The 16,297-nt window shown below is 32.3% G+C and carries 15 protein-coding genes; 2 read left to right on the top strand and 13 right to left on the bottom strand.

Going from position 1 to position 16,297, the window contains the following annotated elements:
- Window position 1: 1 nt before the first annotated feature.
- The 11 genes from hutH to HF295_RS08575 form a co-directional block, all read right to left on the bottom strand.
- Window positions 2-1,510 (bottom strand): histidine ammonia-lyase, encoded by a 1,509-nt coding sequence (hutH, locus tag HF295_RS08625; RefSeq protein WP_512698566.1) that lies wholly within the window; start codon window positions 1,508-1,510, stop codon window positions 2-4.
- Between the two features lie 124 nt (window positions 1,511-1,634).
- Window positions 1,635-4,124, bottom strand: coding sequence for a hypothetical protein (locus HF295_RS08620; RefSeq protein ID WP_312031774.1), 2,490 nt, complete (start codon window positions 4,122-4,124; stop codon window positions 1,635-1,637).
- A gap of 182 nt (window positions 4,125-4,306) precedes the next feature.
- Complete coding sequence (locus HF295_RS08615) at window positions 4,307-4,606, bottom strand: (Fe-S)-binding protein (RefSeq protein WP_312031773.1); 300 nt, start codon at window positions 4,604-4,606, stop codon at window positions 4,307-4,309.
- Window positions 4,594-5,181, bottom strand: a complete 588-nt coding sequence (locus tag HF295_RS08610) for an electron transport complex protein RnfA (protein WP_312031772.1) — start codon at window positions 5,179-5,181, stop codon at window positions 4,594-4,596. The genes HF295_RS08615 and HF295_RS08610 overlap by 13 nt, the downstream gene beginning before the upstream one ends.
- Window positions 5,174-5,845 carry an electron transport complex subunit RsxE gene (gene rsxE, locus HF295_RS08605; RefSeq protein ID WP_312031771.1) on the bottom strand — a complete coding sequence of 224 codons (672 nt, stop codon included), beginning with the start codon at window positions 5,843-5,845 and terminating at the stop codon, window positions 5,174-5,176. The genes HF295_RS08610 and rsxE overlap by 8 nt, the downstream gene beginning before the upstream one ends.
- Complete coding sequence (locus tag HF295_RS08600; RefSeq protein WP_312031770.1) at window positions 5,838-6,356, bottom strand: RnfABCDGE type electron transport complex subunit G; 519 nt, start codon at window positions 6,354-6,356, stop codon at window positions 5,838-5,840. Before HF295_RS08600 ends, rsxE begins: the two co-directional genes overlap by 8 nt.
- 1 nt (window position 6,357) lies before the next feature.
- Complete coding sequence (locus HF295_RS08595) at window positions 6,358-8,118, bottom strand: FMN-binding protein (RefSeq protein WP_312031769.1); 1,761 nt, start codon at window positions 8,116-8,118, stop codon at window positions 6,358-6,360.
- Window position 8,119: 1 nt separating this feature from the next.
- Entirely contained in the window at window positions 8,120-9,316 is a 1,197-nt protein-coding gene (locus HF295_RS08590; RefSeq protein WP_312031768.1) for an RnfABCDGE type electron transport complex subunit D, read from the bottom strand.
- Window positions 9,316-10,617: an RnfC family protein gene (locus HF295_RS08585; RefSeq protein WP_312031767.1), complete on the bottom strand. Its 1,302-nt coding sequence runs from the start codon at window positions 10,615-10,617 to the stop codon at window positions 9,316-9,318. The genes HF295_RS08590 and HF295_RS08585 overlap by 1 nt, the downstream gene beginning before the upstream one ends.
- A 99-nt stretch (window positions 10,618-10,716) precedes the next feature.
- A complete protein-coding gene (gene ltaE, locus HF295_RS08580) occupies window positions 10,717-11,730 on the bottom strand; it encodes a low-specificity L-threonine aldolase (RefSeq protein ID WP_312031766.1) in 1,014 nt (337 codons plus the stop codon).
- On the bottom strand, window positions 11,731-11,991 hold the full coding sequence (locus HF295_RS08575) for a chorismate mutase (RefSeq protein ID WP_312031765.1): 261 nt from the start codon (window positions 11,989-11,991) through the stop codon (window positions 11,731-11,733). It lies immediately after the preceding gene.
- A 211-nt stretch (window positions 11,992-12,202) separates the two neighbouring features.
- Between HF295_RS08575 and HF295_RS08570 the strand changes: the two genes are divergently transcribed.
- The gene (locus tag HF295_RS08570) at window positions 12,203-13,696 is read left to right on the top strand and encodes an aminotransferase class I/II-fold pyridoxal phosphate-dependent enzyme (protein ID WP_312031764.1); all 1,494 of its coding nucleotides are present in this window, start codon (window positions 12,203-12,205) and stop codon (window positions 13,694-13,696) included.
- Window positions 13,686-14,546: an agmatinase gene (gene speB, locus HF295_RS08565; RefSeq protein WP_312031763.1), complete on the top strand. Its 861-nt coding sequence runs from the start codon at window positions 13,686-13,688 to the stop codon at window positions 14,544-14,546. The genes HF295_RS08570 and speB overlap by 11 nt, the downstream gene beginning before the upstream one ends.
- Window positions 14,547-14,590: 44 nt before the next feature.
- On the opposite strand, the gene HF295_RS08560 is transcribed toward speB, so the two are convergent.
- A complete protein-coding gene (locus tag HF295_RS08560) occupies window positions 14,591-15,394 on the bottom strand; it encodes an ABC transporter permease subunit (protein WP_312031762.1) in 804 nt (267 codons plus the stop codon).
- A complete protein-coding gene (locus HF295_RS08555; RefSeq protein ID WP_312031761.1) occupies window positions 15,391-16,269 on the bottom strand; it encodes an ABC transporter ATP-binding protein in 879 nt (292 codons plus the stop codon). The genes HF295_RS08560 and HF295_RS08555 overlap by 4 nt, the downstream gene beginning before the upstream one ends.
- Window positions 16,270-16,297 lie beyond the last annotated feature (28 nt).

Raw genomic sequence — 16,297 nt, 5'->3', positions numbered from 1 at the left:
CCTAATCAATCATTCTAATAAATTCTTTAGATCTTACCAATTTTTCAATCAAGTGTATTTTTTCATACATGACAACATCATCTTCAATAAAAGGAATTTCTTTTCTTATGTAATCATATATCTTCTTTGTTTTTGAACTCATTTTAGCTGGATGATTAAAATCAATGGCCTGCAAGGCAGTTAATAACTCCATAGATACAACATTATATACATTTTCAATGATTTCTGAAGCTTTTCTAGCAGCATGATTACCCATAGAAACATGATCTTCTTGATTAGCCGATGAAGGAATAGAATCCACAGATGCAGGATGTGATAAGACCTCGTTTTCACTTACAAGGGCAGCGGCTGAATACTGGACAATCATGAAACCAGAATTAATACCAGGATTTTTTACTAAGAAAGGTGGCAAGCCATTACTCAAAGAAGAATTGACCATTCTCTCAAGTCTTCTTTCTGAAATGTTGGCAACTTCACTCATTGCTATGCCTAAAAAATCCATAGCTAGAGCTAATGGTTGGCCATGGAAGTTACCAGCACTAATAACTTTATCTCTATCTGCAAATACCAAAGGATTATCAGTCACAGCATTCATTTCTTTTTCAATAATGTCATAAACATATTGAATTGCATCTAGAGAAGCTCCTAAGACTTGTGGTGAACACCTTAAAGAATAAGCATCTTGTACTCTTAGCTCACCTTGAACAGTCATTAATTTTGAATCAACTAAGATATCTCTTAATCTCTTAGCAACAAACTGTTGACCACTTTGATTTCTTAAAAGATGAATTTCATCATCAAAGACATCTTTAATACCCTTTAAAGCTTCCATAGTAATGCCTAAAGTATGGACACTTAAGTTAAAAAGATTAAGTGCATGATACATGGTTACAGCTGCAATGGATGTTATTGCTTGTGTTCCGTTTATTAAGGCTAAACCTTCTTTAGCAACCAAGCCATCTAACGCTTTAATTCCTGCTTTTTCTAATCCAATATGAGAAGGATATATTTTACCCTTGTATGTGACTTCACCAAGTCCAATAAGAGGCAAAGCCATGTGAGATAGGGGTGCTAAATCTCCACTAGCGCCTAAAGAACCTTTTGAGTATACCAAAGGTAATAAGTTATTGTTGAGTAACTCTAACATTTTTTCAATAACAACATATCTGATACCGCTATAACCTTTGATTAAAGCATTGACTCTCAACAACAACATGCCACGAACATAAACTTCTTCTAATGGTTTCCCAACGCCACATGCATGGCTTTTAATAAGATTTTCTTGTAACTGAGATGTATTTTCCTTATTGATTGAAAGAGTACTTAACTGTCCAAATCCTGTATTTATACCATATGTAGGTACACCTGATTCAACCACTTTTTTAACATATTCACATGCTTTATTAACTTTTTCTATACTTGACTTGTCAACTGCAACTTTTTCATGTTCTAACACGATTTTAATAAAAGTATTTAAGTCAAGATTTTCTCCGTTTATATATATCAAAATATCACCTAACTTTCTCTTCTATTATAACAATCAAAGCAGAAAAAATAAAGCGCTTTCTTTTTTTAATAAAAGAAAAAAGCCGCTTATATTCAGCGACTTTTTATTCAAAGAGAATTGAAATTAATTATTCAGTTACTTTTGTAAATACGTCTTCTAATACGATGATATAATCATCAACAGTGATTGAAACTCCAGTCACGTTGTCTAACTCTAATGATCCTTCAACATCAATTGTTGATAAGGCATCTACACCATTTTCAATAACGAAATCAGTGATTAAATTAGCTTGTTCAAACCATTCTAAAGTAGCGCCACCATTAGCAACCATACCATAATCAAATCCTAATTCTTGTTTTGTTAAAGGATTCCATGCAAATACGCCTTCAGTAATTGTTGATTGTAGAACATCTAAAGTTAATTTTTCAATACTAGCATCAGCTTTCATTTCTAATACAACCCATGTCACTTGTGGTTTACCATGAGACATAGAAGGTGTATAAGCTTGGAAAATTCCATTTTTAGCCAATTCAACAGCTTCAGCTGCTAAAGCAGTATATCCACCATCTTTTATAGTAACGCCAGCAACATTATCAATAACTGTAGTTTCATCAGTAGTAACTGATTTTACTCCGTTTTCTAACCAATATGCTTCAATTAAAGCAGCTTGTTCGTACCATTCTGCAATAGCGCCGCCATATTCAACCATACCATAGTCGTCACCTAATTCTTTTTTAGTTAAAGCGTTCCACTCAAATGTATCTGCATCTGATTGTAATGCATCAATATAATAAGCAACGATTTGACCATTTTCAACAGTAACAGTCACTGAAGTGATCATTGGTGCACCATGATGATCATGAATATCAAAAGCAGTAAATTCTCCATCTAATGGGAACATTTCTCTTTCGCCAGCTTTAATATTTACATCTCTTAATACAACCATATAATCGTCTACTGTGATTGAAACATTAGCAACATTGTCTAATTCTAACGAGCCTTCAACTTCTATAGTCTCTAAAGCGTCAAAACCATTTTCAATAACGAAATCAGTAATGAAATTTGCTTGTTCAAACCATTCGTATTCAGCGCCGCCTCTTTCAACCATACCGTAGTCATAACCTAATTCTTGTTTTGTTAAAGGATTCCATGCAAATACGCCTTCAGTAATTGTAGATTGTAAAACGTCTAATGTTAAGTTTTCAATTGCTCCATTAACTTTCATTTCTAATACAGCCCATGTCACTTGAGGTTTTCCATGAGACATAGAAGGTGTATAAGCTTGGAAAATTCCATTTTTAGCCAATTCAACAGCTTCAGCTGCTAAAGCAGTATATCCACCATCTTTTATAGTAACGCCAGCAACATTATCAATAACTGTAGATTCATCAGTGGTAACTGACTTAACTCCATTTTCTAACCAATATGCTTCGATTAAAGCAGCTTGTTCATACCATTCAGCGATAGCTCCGCCTCTATCAACCATACCGTATGCATCGCCTAATTCTTTTTTAGTTTTAGGATTCCATTCAAATGTAGTTCCATTTGATTGTAATGCATCAATATAATAAGCAACAACTTGTCCATTTTCAATAGTCACGGTTACAGATGTGATCATTGGAGCACCATTGCTGTGTAGGTGAACATCAAAAGCAGTAAATTCTCCGTCTAACGGGAACATTTCTCTTTCACCAGCTTTAATGTTTACATCTCTTAATACAACCATATAATCATCAACTGTGATTGAAACGTTAGCAACATTGTCTAATTCTAATGATCCTTCAACTTCTATAGTTTCTAAAGCGTCAAATCCATTTTCAATCACGAAATCTGTAATAAAGTTTGCTTGTTCGTACCATTCGTACTCAGCGCCACCACGTTCTACCATACCATATTCGTCGCCTAATTCTTGTTTAGATTTTTCATTCCAAGCAAATGCGCCTTCAGTAATTGTAGATTGTAAAACGTCTAACATCATTGATTCGATTGTACCATTGGTATTCATTGTCATTTCAACCCATGTAACTTGTGGTTTGCCATGAGACATAGATGGATGATAAGCTTGGAATTTTCCATCCTTAGCTAATTGAATTGCTTCAGCTGCTAAAGTAGTATAATTACCATCTTTAATAGTAACACCAGCAACATTGTCGATAACATTTGATTCATCAACTGTTACTGAATCAAAACCATTAGCTAACCAATATGCTTCGATTAAAGCAGCTTGTTCATACCACTCTGCAATAGCGCCACCTCTATCAACCATACCATAAGCATCGCCTAATTCTTTTTTAGTTTTAGGATTCCATTCAAATGTTGTTCCATTTGATTGTAATGCATCGATATAGAAACCAGCAACTTCTCCATTTTCAATAGTAACTGTTACAGATGTGATCATTGGTGAACCATTACTGTGTTCATGAATATCAAAAGCTGTAAAGTCTCCGTCAACTTGAAATTCTGAAGGTTCTTCAGTTGGAGCCTCTGTAGGTTCTTCTGTAGGTTCCTCAGTAGTCGTTGGAGCATCTGTAGGCTCTAACGTTGTTTCATCTCCGTTACATGCAACAATCCCTAGCATTAAGAGCGCTGCAAATAAAAACATTAATAATTTTTTCATTGTATCCTTCCTCCGTTTTTAATTTAAAATTCATACAATAAAAATATAACACATTCGTTATGTTTTTGCAAGAACAATCGTTCAGTTTTTACAATTATTTTATCTATTCATTATTAGGATAATAAGCCCTATTTTTAGCAAAAAAAACTGTAAACATTGTTATTGTTTACAGTTTAAAAATATTATTTATTTGCAAAATGCTCTTTTAGATATTTTTTTAAATCTTCAGCAGCATCCTTCTTAATAGGTTTACATGCCATGACATCACTTTCTTTATTTAATAATGAAATTGCCATTTCTTTACAACCAGGATGCCCACAAGCACCACAATTATATCTTGGAAGTAATTCCACCACTTCATCAATGGCAGGATCTTCTTCTACATAGAATACTTTTGATACTACATTAATTAATAAACCTAAGATAAATCCAAGTCCTGCAAGTATAGCTGCAGGCACTAAAATATCCATTATAAAAGCCATTCGATTAGCCCTCCAAATCTAGTAAAGATGATCGCTAAAATCGCAGCAACAATCAATGCAATTGGTGTACCTTTAAAGGCTTTTGGAACAGGCGCAAAATCTAATTTTTCTCTAATCATTGAGAATATATACATTACAAATAAGAATCCAATACCAATAAAGGCTGTATAAACTAACATTTCAACAAAACCATGTTCATTTGTAATATTTAATACTGCAACCCCTAAAACTGCACAATTTGTCGTAATTAAAGGCAAATAAATACCTAGGGCTTTGTATAGGGCTGGTGAGACTTTCTTCAAGAAAGTTTCAACCATTTGTACTAAAGCAGCAATAACTAAGATAAAGACAATGGTTCTCATATATGTCATTTCTAAATTAACTAATACTTGGTGATATAAGAACCAAGTGACTGTTGAAGAAATCAACATAACAAAAATAACAGCCATGCCCATTCCTAATGCAGAACTTCTTTTAGTAGATACTCCAATGAAAGGACATATTCCTAAAAATTGAGTTAAAATTATGTTTTGTAAAATAAAGGCTGAAAAGGCTAGTGCTATTAGATTAGACATTTGCTTTCACTTCCTTTGCTTGGTTTTTTGCTTGTTTGCTTGCTTGAACAGCAGCTAACGTTGCAAGGATAAATCCTAAAGTAATAAAGGCGCCGGCAGGTTGAGTAAACATGCCAATTGGGCTGATTCTCAAGAAATCAAATATGAAATTTAAGTTAATTTGTAAATCTCCCCAAATAGTTAATAAGCCAGTACCTAAGAACTCTCTAAAAATACTTACTGTAAAAATAGCCAAACCAAATCCTAAAGCCATTCCCAATCCATCAATCATAGAATCCATAGGTTTGTTTTCTGAAGCAAAGGCTTCTGCTCTACCCAAGATAATACAGTTTACAACGATTAAAGGAATAAAAATACCTAATGATTTATACAAACTAATTAAATAAGCATGCATTAACATTTCAACTACAGTAACTAGTGTTGCGATAACAACAATGTAAACTGGAATTCTAACTGGTTTGACAAGCTCAGCTAATTTTTTATTACTCATTATTAAAGAAATCAATAAATTTGATAATACTAAAACAAAGACAACTGCGATGGTCATCCCTAATGCATTTTCAACTGATGTTGTCACTGCAAGTGATGGACACATTCCTAATAACCCAACAAATAATGGATTTTCTTTGAATAAACCTTTTAAGAAATTTTCACTTTTATTCATTTAAAGCACCTCCAAAGTCAGCTTCTACCCTATCAGCAACTTCAGTAAAAATTGTCTTTACAGCGGTTGAAGAAACAGTTGCTCCAGAGATAGAATCAAATGTTGATAAGTCAGTTGCTTGTGAATAATTAAAATCGTTACCAACAATTTTCGTTCCAATACCAGGCGATTCATTTTGATATGTGACGGTATAACCTTCAATAGATAGGTCACTATTAACTGCCACCAACATTTCAACTTCATCACCATAACCTTGTGCTTTCAAAGAATACACTAAATGTTCGATCACATCAGCTTTTCTTAAAACATAAATACTTTCTCCACCACCGAGTTCTACTAAATCTAAAGTATATTCACTGATAGTATAAAACTCTTCAATAGCTTCAAATTTTAATCTTAGTTCTTCTTGTTCAATTCTTTCTTCAGTGAATCCATTGACAACAGCCAATAATAATCCACAAACTAATCCTAATGTCAGTAAAACTAATCCTGAAATTAAACCTTTATTCATCTTAGTTACCTCCATTCATGAATGTATTTAACCATTCTAAAGCAGCTGTCATGGCATTTGAAGTTCTAGTTGCGCCAGCTACTCCATCAATAATTGTACCATCAGTATTATATTGATTGATAAATCCGTTTTCCACTGCAGGAGCAGGATCGCCATCATAACCACCATAGTACTCAGAATCATAATTTTCTTTAGTTGTAACTATAGATACAGATTCAACAAGTGATTCATCGTTGTTTAGTTGTGCTAATAAGGTTATACCGTCTCTATTAAAACCAAAAACAAGGATCTCAATTGTATGATTTGTAGAATCATAAGAAATAATATCGACCATATCATCAATTGAGTTAGCAGCTTCTAGTGGATCAGTTAAAGCATTAATAACATCTTGACCAGGTTCAATACCAGATACTAAACCGCCATAATTATAATCAGCACCTACTAAAATAGTTGCTTGTTTATCTGAATCAAAAGTGATATCAGCTACAAATGGATAATCTACAAGTGTTGTTAAATCATAGTTAAAATCAAAAGCATCTACACTAACATCAACTACACCGCTTGAAGCACCAAAGTTTTTAGCCCACTCAACAGCAGCCGTCATAGCTTCAGAAGTTCTTGTTGCTCCAGCTACAGCATCTAAAACAGTTCCATTCGTATTAAACTCATTAATATATGCATCTTCTACTGCGGGTGCAGGATCTCCATCATAACCACCATAATATTCAGAGTCGTAGTTTTCACTGGTTGAAACCATTGAAATACTTGTCACTGAAGTACCAGATGCATTCAGTTGAACATCCAATGTGATACCATTTTTATTAAAGCCAAAGACCTTTATCGTAATAACTTGGTTATCATCATCATAAGCAAGAACTTCTACCATTTCAGTAATTGTACTTGCTGCTTCAGCTTGAGATGCAAAAGCCAATTGTTCATCTTCAGTTAATGTGTCACCTTGCAATACTTGAACAAAATTATAAGCAGTATCGAATCCGATTAAAGCTTGTTTATTTCCACCATCAAAGCTAACATCTGCAACCAATTCAAAACTTGTAATTGTAGATAAGTCATAATTAAACACCATTGAATTGAATACAAATTCAATTGTTGGTTGAGGAATTTCAAAGTCAAAATCATTTGCATATAAAACTCTAGCGTAGTTTAAACCGGTTTCAAATGCTTCTGATGAAGATGTAGCACCTGATACTGAGTCAAAACCTAGTTCAACCACATTAAAATCTAAGTTATTAAATTGATTGAAGAAATTTTCATCCAATAAATTATAGTAATCATTTTCTACTTGAGTAGTTTCATTATGAGAAACAACAACTATATCCGTTACTTGATCAGTTTCAAGTGAAATAGAGTATGCGACTCTAACACCTTCCGAACGGCCAATGGTTTCAATAACATATACAACTGCAATGGCTTGATCACTATCATTTAAAACTTGATAAGCTTCTATTAGTTGTGGTTGATATTCAACGCCTGTTTCAGGTGTGGCATATAATCGTTCTACTTGGCTTGAAGTATAGTCTTGTAACTCTACGCCATTATCTACTAAGTCTATTAATGATTGACGATATTTTCTTAAAGCTTCTTCAGCTTCTTTTTCAGCTTGTTCTTGTTCGTATTCTTCAATATGTGAATCTAATTGAGTAGACATGTATCTTGAATACATTCCACCAAATACAAAGATAACAAGTAAAATTGCTGATAAAGTTAAGACCATTCCGTTTTTATTAAAAAATTGTTTCATATTACATTACCCCCCATGTACTTAGGATTGGTAATAAAGCTGTGTATAAATTCTTTGAAGCAATCAGTGTATAAACTAATAGTATTAATAAGATACCTGCAAGAACGGATGCATAAGGAATTGTTGTTTTCTTAAACCCTTTAGTTCTAATAATCGCAGAATATGTATCAATTGGGATTGCGAATATATTCATTAATATTAATGAAGTACCAACACCTTCAGGTAAGTTACCAACAAATCTAAATAATACTGTTAGAACCCCTAAGAATAATGCAAATATTATTTTACCTAGTGAATTGGTAGGTGTGGTGACTGGCTCAGTAATCATAAAGACAGCCGCAAAGAATACACCACCAGATAAAATTGAATATGTTGGGAACCATAAACCAGCATCTCCAGCAATCATTCCAATAAACCAAGATAAAACAAATACTGTACCGATATAAACAACAGGTGTATACCATTTAATAATTTTACGAACTGCTAGGTAAATGCCACCAAGTAAGATTGCTAAGGCAGAAGTTTCACCTAGAGCACCAGGTATGGTGCCAATAAAGAAGTTCCATAAATTACCATAAGGTTCAACAAGCGCTTGATAAGTGAATGGATTTCCACTATTTCTAAATTGTGCTAAAACTCCAAGAGGAGTTGCTCCAGCATAAGAATCAATAAATACTTCAGATCCGTTTAAAACGCCACCAGCATCATTTATAAAACCTGATAATGTAAATCCAACTACAGCATACCCTAACAATGCAGGATTAAAGACATTATGACCGAATCCACCAAATAACATTTTACCTACTATTGTTGCCATAAATGCCGCAACCATTAATACCCATATTGGGGTATAAACCGGTAATAACAATCCTAATATTAAACCAGGTATAGCTGCATATGATGTTCCTAATTTCTTTTTGACATCTGAGAAAGAACGATGTTCTTTATCTGTGATATAAAAGAAAATAGCTTCCATAAGAACAGATAAAAATCCACCTAAAAGGATTAATAATAATGGATATAGCATTTCAAAGAAATTGATATTTCCATCCATGTAAACTTGAATACCATTCTTATACCAAGAGAACAATATTACAGGCAATAGAGCAATCATGAAATCTCTCATGATGGTATTGGTGTTTTTTCCTTGGTCAGATATTCTTAAGAATGGGGCTTTTCCGCCAGCAAATCTTGCCATTATTTAGCTCCTTTCCTTAGTAAGTCTTTTCCCTTACCAACAGCTTCAGTAATTTCAATGTGAGATGGGCATACATATGAGCATAATCCACATTCAATACATTTATTAGCATCTAATAATCCTAATAATTTCACATCTTTTCTATCAAATGCTTTTTTAATTTCCGTAGGTGTTAAATATACAGGACAAACATCTGCACATTTTCCACAACCCAAACACTCAGGATAATCCCAAGTTTTAAACGGTTTAATAATTACAGCACCTAAAGTATCATTAACAATTAAGTCATCAATAAAAATCGCACGGCCTGTCATAGGTCCACCCGCGATGTAATTAGCTTGTAAAGGATCTAAGCCATCAATGTATCCGCCACATTGATTAATAAGTTCAGCTACTTTAGTTCCAAGAGGCACTAAGAAAGTTTTAGGTTCTTTTATGCCTTCTCCAGTAATACTTACAGGTCTTGAAATTAATGGAATATTTTGTTCAACTGCATCAGCAAATACTATAGCTGTTGCTGCATTGTTCATAATAACTCCAGCTTCTGCAGGTAAACCAGTATATGTTTTTCCAGTGACTTGTTCAACTATATATTTTTCCCAACCTGCAGGATATACATCCTTCATTGGTGATAATTTTACATGAGGATACTTATCTGTTAACTTATTTAATTCATCCTCAATTTTTTGATTATAGGCTTTGTATGCAACAACGACTTCATCAGCTTCTGCTGCTCTCATCATATAAGTTGCACCTTTTAACATTTTTTCCGGGAATTTAATAATAAATTGATAATCCGATGTTAAATAAGGTTCGCATTCTACAGCATTAATAATGACTGTATCAATCTTAGATTTGGTTTGATATTTAATATAGGTAGGAAATCCAGCCCCACCTAAACCGGTTAACCCAGCATTTTTCATGATGTCAATCAATTCTTCTCTACTTAATTCATTAACATTTTTTCTTTCTTGAATTTGATCATCTAAAGTATTTTTATGATCATTCTCAATTTCAATAGCATCTACCATTTTACCGCTAGCATGCCATACTTTTTTTATCGATTTTACTTCACCACTCACAGATGCATGTGAAATAAAAGAACCGTAGCCTGTGACTTCAGCTATAACTTGACCGATTTTTACTAAGTCTCCGACATTGACTTTAGGTTCAAGCTTTAAATTTCTATGAACCAACGGGATATAAACTGTGTTTGGATTCAAATAATCCACTAAAGGACTTTTCTTACAAAGTTCTTTTTTTCCATCAATTTGTAACCCTTTTGCTTTGTGAAAAATCATTATCTATCCTCCATTTTATTTATTTTCATAATGAACAAAAGTATTATAACACAATCAAAATATCAAACCAAGCCTTTTTTCAAGAAACAATAACACTTGTTATTGAAAAAAATCCTTTACTAAATTTATAGCTATTTTGATTTCTTTTTTATCTATATCTTTATGAGCAACAAACCTAAATCCGTTTTCATATTCTAATATTTTTACGCCATTTTTAAACATATAGTCTTGTAAATTATGTTTTCTATTATCTTCAATATCAAAGAAAACCATATTGATGTCTCTTTGTCTTTTATCAATGATTATACGGGGAATTTCTTCTAATAAAGATTCCATGTATGCAGCATTTTCATGATCTATATGAAGTCTTTTTGACATCTTTTCCACTGCGATGATTCCTGCAGCTGCTAATATCCCAACTTGCCTCATACCACCACCCATGATTTTTCTTTTCATTCTCGCTTGATCAATAAAATCTTTAGGTCCAACCAATACTGAACCTACTGGCGCACATAAGCCTTTAGAAAGGCAAACACTAACCGTATCAGCGTACTTGGCAATTTCTTTAACTTGAACATCTAAAGCAAGGGCTGCATTAAAAATTCTTGCTCCATCTAGATGGACTTTGACTTGGTGTTTATCCGCTATATTTTTAACTTTTTCAAAATAATCTAGAGGTAAAGCTCTACCATTATAAGCATTCTCGATACATATTAATTTAGTTTCTGTCGATGAAATACTTCTTTTCTTAATCATTTTATCTAACTTATTTAAATCCCATATACCCAAATCACTTTCTAAAGTGAATAACTGGACTCCAGATAATATAGGTGAAGCTCCAGATTCATGTTGAACTATATGTGCAAATTGATCTACAATGACTTCTTGTCCTTGTTGACAATGAGTAAACAAAGCCAATTGATTTGAAAAAGTGCCCGAGGGAATAAAAACACCCGCTTCTTTTCCTAAAGTCTTAGCAACTAAGGCTTCTAGCTCATTCATGGTTGGATCATCACTAAAAACATCATCTCCTACAGCGGCTTCCATCATAGCTTTACGCATTTCGTTTGTTGGGCTTGTAACGGTATCACTTCTTAAATCTATAAATTTCATTTATTCCTCCTTCATCAGCGTCTCTTGATATATCTTAGACACTGCAATAATTTCTAATAAAAATTTTGTATACAAATCTTTTAAAATTGGATCATTAACAAATAATTCTTGGAACATTTGATTTTCTCTTGATTGATCTTCTACTGGTAAATTATGTTGCTTTTTATATTTCGCAATTTCTATAACAACTTCCATTCTTTCAAGAAACAACTCTTTCATTTTTTGATCAATAGTATCTAGTTTTTTTCTATATTTTTCCATAGTCACACCCCAAACTATTTTAACATAAACAAGGTATCCTTTCATCATAATCTTTGATTATAAATTAAATAATAAAGGCAATCCGAATACGAAAAAGTAATAATAACATAAAATTTTTATTTTTATAGTATACAAAAGTCTTTTTTAATTGAAAAATAACAAATTTATGTTATTATTTTGTTATTGAAACAATAAAAAGAAGGGAATGTCAATGATTAATAACAAACATGTAAAAACACCATTTTTCACAAAACTAAAAGAATACGGTAAATCTCGTGTAGCTCCATTTGATGTGCCAGGTCATAAGCTTGGTAAAATCGATAATGATCTTATTAGATATGTAGGAAAAAGAACCTATTTGCTGGATTCAAATTCACCTATTGGATTAGATCATTTAAATAAACCAACAGGCGTCATTAGAGATGCTGAAAATCTTATGGCGGATGCTTGTCATGCTGAAAAATCATATTTTCTCACCAATGGAACTACCACTGGTATTTTAGCTATGATTATGTCAGTTTGTAAGGCAAATGATAAAATCATATTACCTAGAAACGTTCATAAATCAGTGATTAATGGTTTAATATTATCAGGTGCTGTACCTATTTTTATTAAACCTAATATTGATCAAGATCTAGGTATTGCTAATGATATTACTTATGGATCAGTGGAAAAAGCCATTAAAGATCATCCTGATGCTGTTGCTGTTTTTGTGATTAACCCTACTTATTTTGGAGTCATTTCTGACTTAAAAAAAATAACTGATTTAGCTCATGAGAACGACATCATTGTAATGGTAGATGAAGCTCATGGTGCTCAGTTTTATTTTTCACAAAAAATGCCTCTTTCAGCCATGGAAGCTGGCGCAGATATCGCGGCCACATCTATGCATAAGACAGCAGGATCATTTACTCAATCTTCAGTGATATTAACACAAGGAAAACGTATTAATCACCAAAAATTAAGAGCGACATTGAATATGTTGCAATCAACATCTCCATCTTCTCTTTTAATGGCTAGTATAGATGTAGCTAGAAAAACTATGTATTTTAAGGGCGAAGAAAAAATAGGAAAAATTCTTGATATGGCTCATGAAACAAGAGAGAGAATGAAAAATATTCCTGGTATTACTGTTGTAGACAAAGAATACATGAAGAAAAAAGGATGTTTTGATTTTGATGAGACAAAAATCATTATTAAAGTATCTGAGTTAGGATTATCTGGATTTGAAGTATATCAGTTGATGAAAGAAAAATATAATATTCAGTTAGAATTAGCTGAATCTCATATTATTCTTGCCATAGTCACAATAGGAACAAGTAAAAAAGACTTAGATAGACTTTATAAAGGTTTCTTAAGTTTATCTGAATACTATCATGAATTTAGAGATAAATTACCTAAAGTTGAATTTGAATATATGTTTCCTGAAACATATTCTCGACCAAGAGATGCATACCACGCACCAAAATTAATTGTTTCATTGGATGATGCGGTAAATGAAGTTGCCGGCGAATCCGTAATGATTTATCCACCTGGAATTCCAATTGTCATTCCTGGTGAAGTCATCACTCAAGATGTTATAGATGACATTAAATTTTATTCAAACAAAAGTAAAGCATTACATTCAGACTTAGAAGATGCGATGATAACCATCGTTGATAAAGAAAATTGGGAAAAATATAGTGAGGAAAACAATGAATTATAATAAAGTAGATTTATCATTTCAAAGTTGTGATAAAGAATATGAAGAAAGTTCAGTGGTTCTATTCTCAGCACCACTAGATACAACCACATCTTATAGGCCAGGCACAAGATTTGCTGGTAATGCCATTAGAGTTGAGTCTATAGGTATTGAATGGTATTCACCCTATAAAGATATGGATTTAAAAGATTACAAAACAGCTGATATAGGTGATTTAGAAATTCCTATGGGCGATGTTAAAACATCTCTAGATACCATCTATAATACAAGCAAAAATATACTAAAAGATCATAAGAAAGTAATGATGATTGGTGGAGAACACTTAGTGACTTATCCAGTGGTTAAAGCCTATCATGAAGTATATCCAGACTTAAAAATTATTCACTTAGATGCACATACAGACCTAAGAGATGAATTTCTTGGCATGAAGTTATCTCACGCTACCGTGATTAAAAGATGCTATGACATCTTAGGTGATAATAGAATTTATCAATTCGGTATACGTTCAGGATATAAACACGAATTCCAATTCGCAAAAGACGGTCATACATATATGGAAAAATTTTCTATAGACACCTTAGAAAAAATTATTGATGAGATCAAAGATTCTCCAGTATATATCACCATCGATTTAGATGTATTAGATCCATCAGTTATGCCTGGAACAGGCACTCCAGAACCAGGTGGTATATCATTTAAAGAAATTTTACATGCAACAAAGTTATTTGAAAAACTAAATCATGTTGTTGGGGCTGATATCGTTGAACTAGCTCCGAAAATTGATCCCACAGATGTTTCTACTGCTGTAGCAGCGAAACTATTAAGAGAAATGATTTTACTATTACATAAATAAGCAAAATAAAAGCTATAAGACTTAAAAATCTTATAGCTCTTTTTTTATAGTAAGATATCTTTTTTATTGTAAAAATACCAAGATGAAAAAACACTTAAAATAATGAGACCCAGAGAAATAATTAGATATATCCAATGGATGGCGTGATTATTGATAATATCAACAGCATTTACATATTCATAAGGTGTAAAATATTTTAAAAATTCAAATTGATCTGTTAGCGTCGCAATAACATCTAAAAAGAACAACCCAATAACAAGACCTAAAGAAATACTCATCACTTGTCTTGATTTTGTTACAAAAATAGAAATAACAAAGGATATACTTGCAAAAATGACCTGTAATAAAAATGGGCCTATTACTAACAAAAGGATGGTTGTAAATCGAATTTCATCAATAATAAGAAAGGTTAAGATCAATGTTATAAATGAAACCATGGTCATCAAAATCAAGTTAATGACTACAACCAAACCCTTCCCTAAGAGAATTTGATTTCTAGAAATAGGTTTTGATAATAAAAACTCAATGGTTTGATCATCCTCTTCTCTTGATAAGATGGTTGATCCCAATAAAGCAGCATAGGAACCTCCGATTAATGTCACGAACAAATAACCTTCCATTCCATACCAACCATAAGCATCGCTAATATTTAAGCCGCCTTCCCCAAGTCCAAAAACTTCTAAAAAGCCATCAGGAAAAGCAGATAACATTGACTCCATTTGTCCTATTGAATCTTTAAAAGCTGGATACATACTTAACATTAATATGGATAAACCACATACAATAGCAGTCCATAAAATTAAAGATTTATATTGTCTAATAAACTCATTTTTTATGTAATGTTTCATGATTGATCACCCATATCATAATAATGCATGAATATTTCTTCTAATGTAGGTTCAGTAATAGAAATATCTTCAATATGATAGTCAGCTATTTTCTTTAATAAATCTGAAATATTTCCAGTAAAAGTAAAATGATATCGATTATTCACTATGTTTAAATCAATAACATGTTCGTCTTCGATTAAATTAAAATCATCTGATTGAATTCTTACGTTTTTAGCTTTGTTTTTTAAAATATCATCTATTGTTTCGACTTTAATTAATCTACCTTCTTTTATTATACCAACACGATCACATATCTTTTGAACATCAGATAAGACATGAGATGAAAAGAAGATGGTAGTTCCTCTTTCTTTTTCCTTCTTTAGCAATTCAAAAAAGACGGATTGTATCAAAGGATCTAAACCTGAAGTTGGTTCATCAAAAATCAATATTTTTGGTTGATATACAAGGGCTAAAACAATGGCTACTTTCTTTTTATTACCAAATGATAAATCCCCAATTTTTCTTTTCAAATCTAATTCAAGTTTATCAGACAATTCATACAATCTTTCTTGATAATCATCTGTATAATAATCTGTAGAATATTTTAAAAAATCTTCAACAATCATATCATTGTAATAATGAACTTCTGAAGGTACATAGCCAACATTTTTCCTTATTAAAACTGAATCCTTAACAATATCTAAATCCATGATCTTACCTTGTCCAGAGGTCGGAAAAATGAAATTAAGTAAGGTTCTAACTGTCGTTGATTTCCCAGCTCCATTAGGACCTATAAACCCAAATATTTCTCCTTCTTTAATATCTAAGGAAAGATCAATAATGCCTCTAGACTTTTTATTATAGTACTTACTTAGGTCTTTTGTATAAATCATGTAAAACCTCCTATGACTACATTATATC

The organism is Hujiaoplasma nucleasis (genome assembly GCF_013745115.1).
Classification (GTDB): Bacteria; Bacillota_I; Bacilli_A; order Izemoplasmatales; family Hujiaoplasmataceae; genus Hujiaoplasma; species Hujiaoplasma nucleasis.
This window is presented reverse-complemented; position numbering and strand designations above follow the sequence as displayed.

Coding starts and splice junctions, on each gene's coding strand:
- HF295_RS08615 (WP_312031773.1), bottom strand. CDS start 4,606: ATGGCTTTTATAATGGATATTTTAGTGCCTGCAGCTATACTTGCAGGA.
- speB (WP_312031763.1), top strand. CDS start 13,686: ATGAATTATAATAAAGTAGATTTATCATTTCAAAGTTGTGATAAAGAA.
- HF295_RS08590 (WP_312031768.1), bottom strand. CDS start 9,316: ATGGCAAGATTTGCTGGCGGAAAAGCCCCATTCTTAAGAATATCTGAC.
- HF295_RS08560 (WP_312031762.1), bottom strand. CDS start 15,394: ATGAAACATTACATAAAAAATGAGTTTATTAGACAATATAAATCTTTA.
- rsxE (WP_312031771.1), bottom strand. CDS start 5,845: ATGAATAAAAGTGAAAATTTCTTAAAAGGTTTATTCAAAGAAAATCCA.
- ltaE (WP_312031766.1), bottom strand. CDS start 11,730: ATGAAATTTATAGATTTAAGAAGTGATACCGTTACAAGCCCAACAAAC.
- HF295_RS08585 (WP_312031767.1), bottom strand. CDS start 10,617: ATGATTTTTCACAAAGCAAAAGGGTTACAAATTGATGGAAAAAAAGAA.
- HF295_RS08600 (WP_312031770.1), bottom strand. CDS start 6,356: ATGAATAAAGGTTTAATTTCAGGATTAGTTTTACTGACATTAGGATTA.
- HF295_RS08595 (WP_312031769.1), bottom strand. CDS start 8,118: ATGAAACAATTTTTTAATAAAAACGGAATGGTCTTAACTTTATCAGCA.
- HF295_RS08610 (WP_312031772.1), bottom strand. CDS start 5,181: ATGTCTAATCTAATAGCACTAGCCTTTTCAGCCTTTATTTTACAAAAC.
- HF295_RS08575 (WP_312031765.1), bottom strand. CDS start 11,991: ATGGAAAAATATAGAAAAAAACTAGATACTATTGATCAAAAAATGAAA.
- HF295_RS08570 (WP_312031764.1), top strand. CDS start 12,203: ATGATTAATAACAAACATGTAAAAACACCATTTTTCACAAAACTAAAA.
- HF295_RS08555 (WP_312031761.1), bottom strand. CDS start 16,269: ATGATTTATACAAAAGACCTAAGTAAGTACTATAATAAAAAGTCTAGA.
- HF295_RS08620 (WP_312031774.1), bottom strand. CDS start 4,124: ATGAAAAAATTATTAATGTTTTTATTTGCAGCGCTCTTAATGCTAGGG.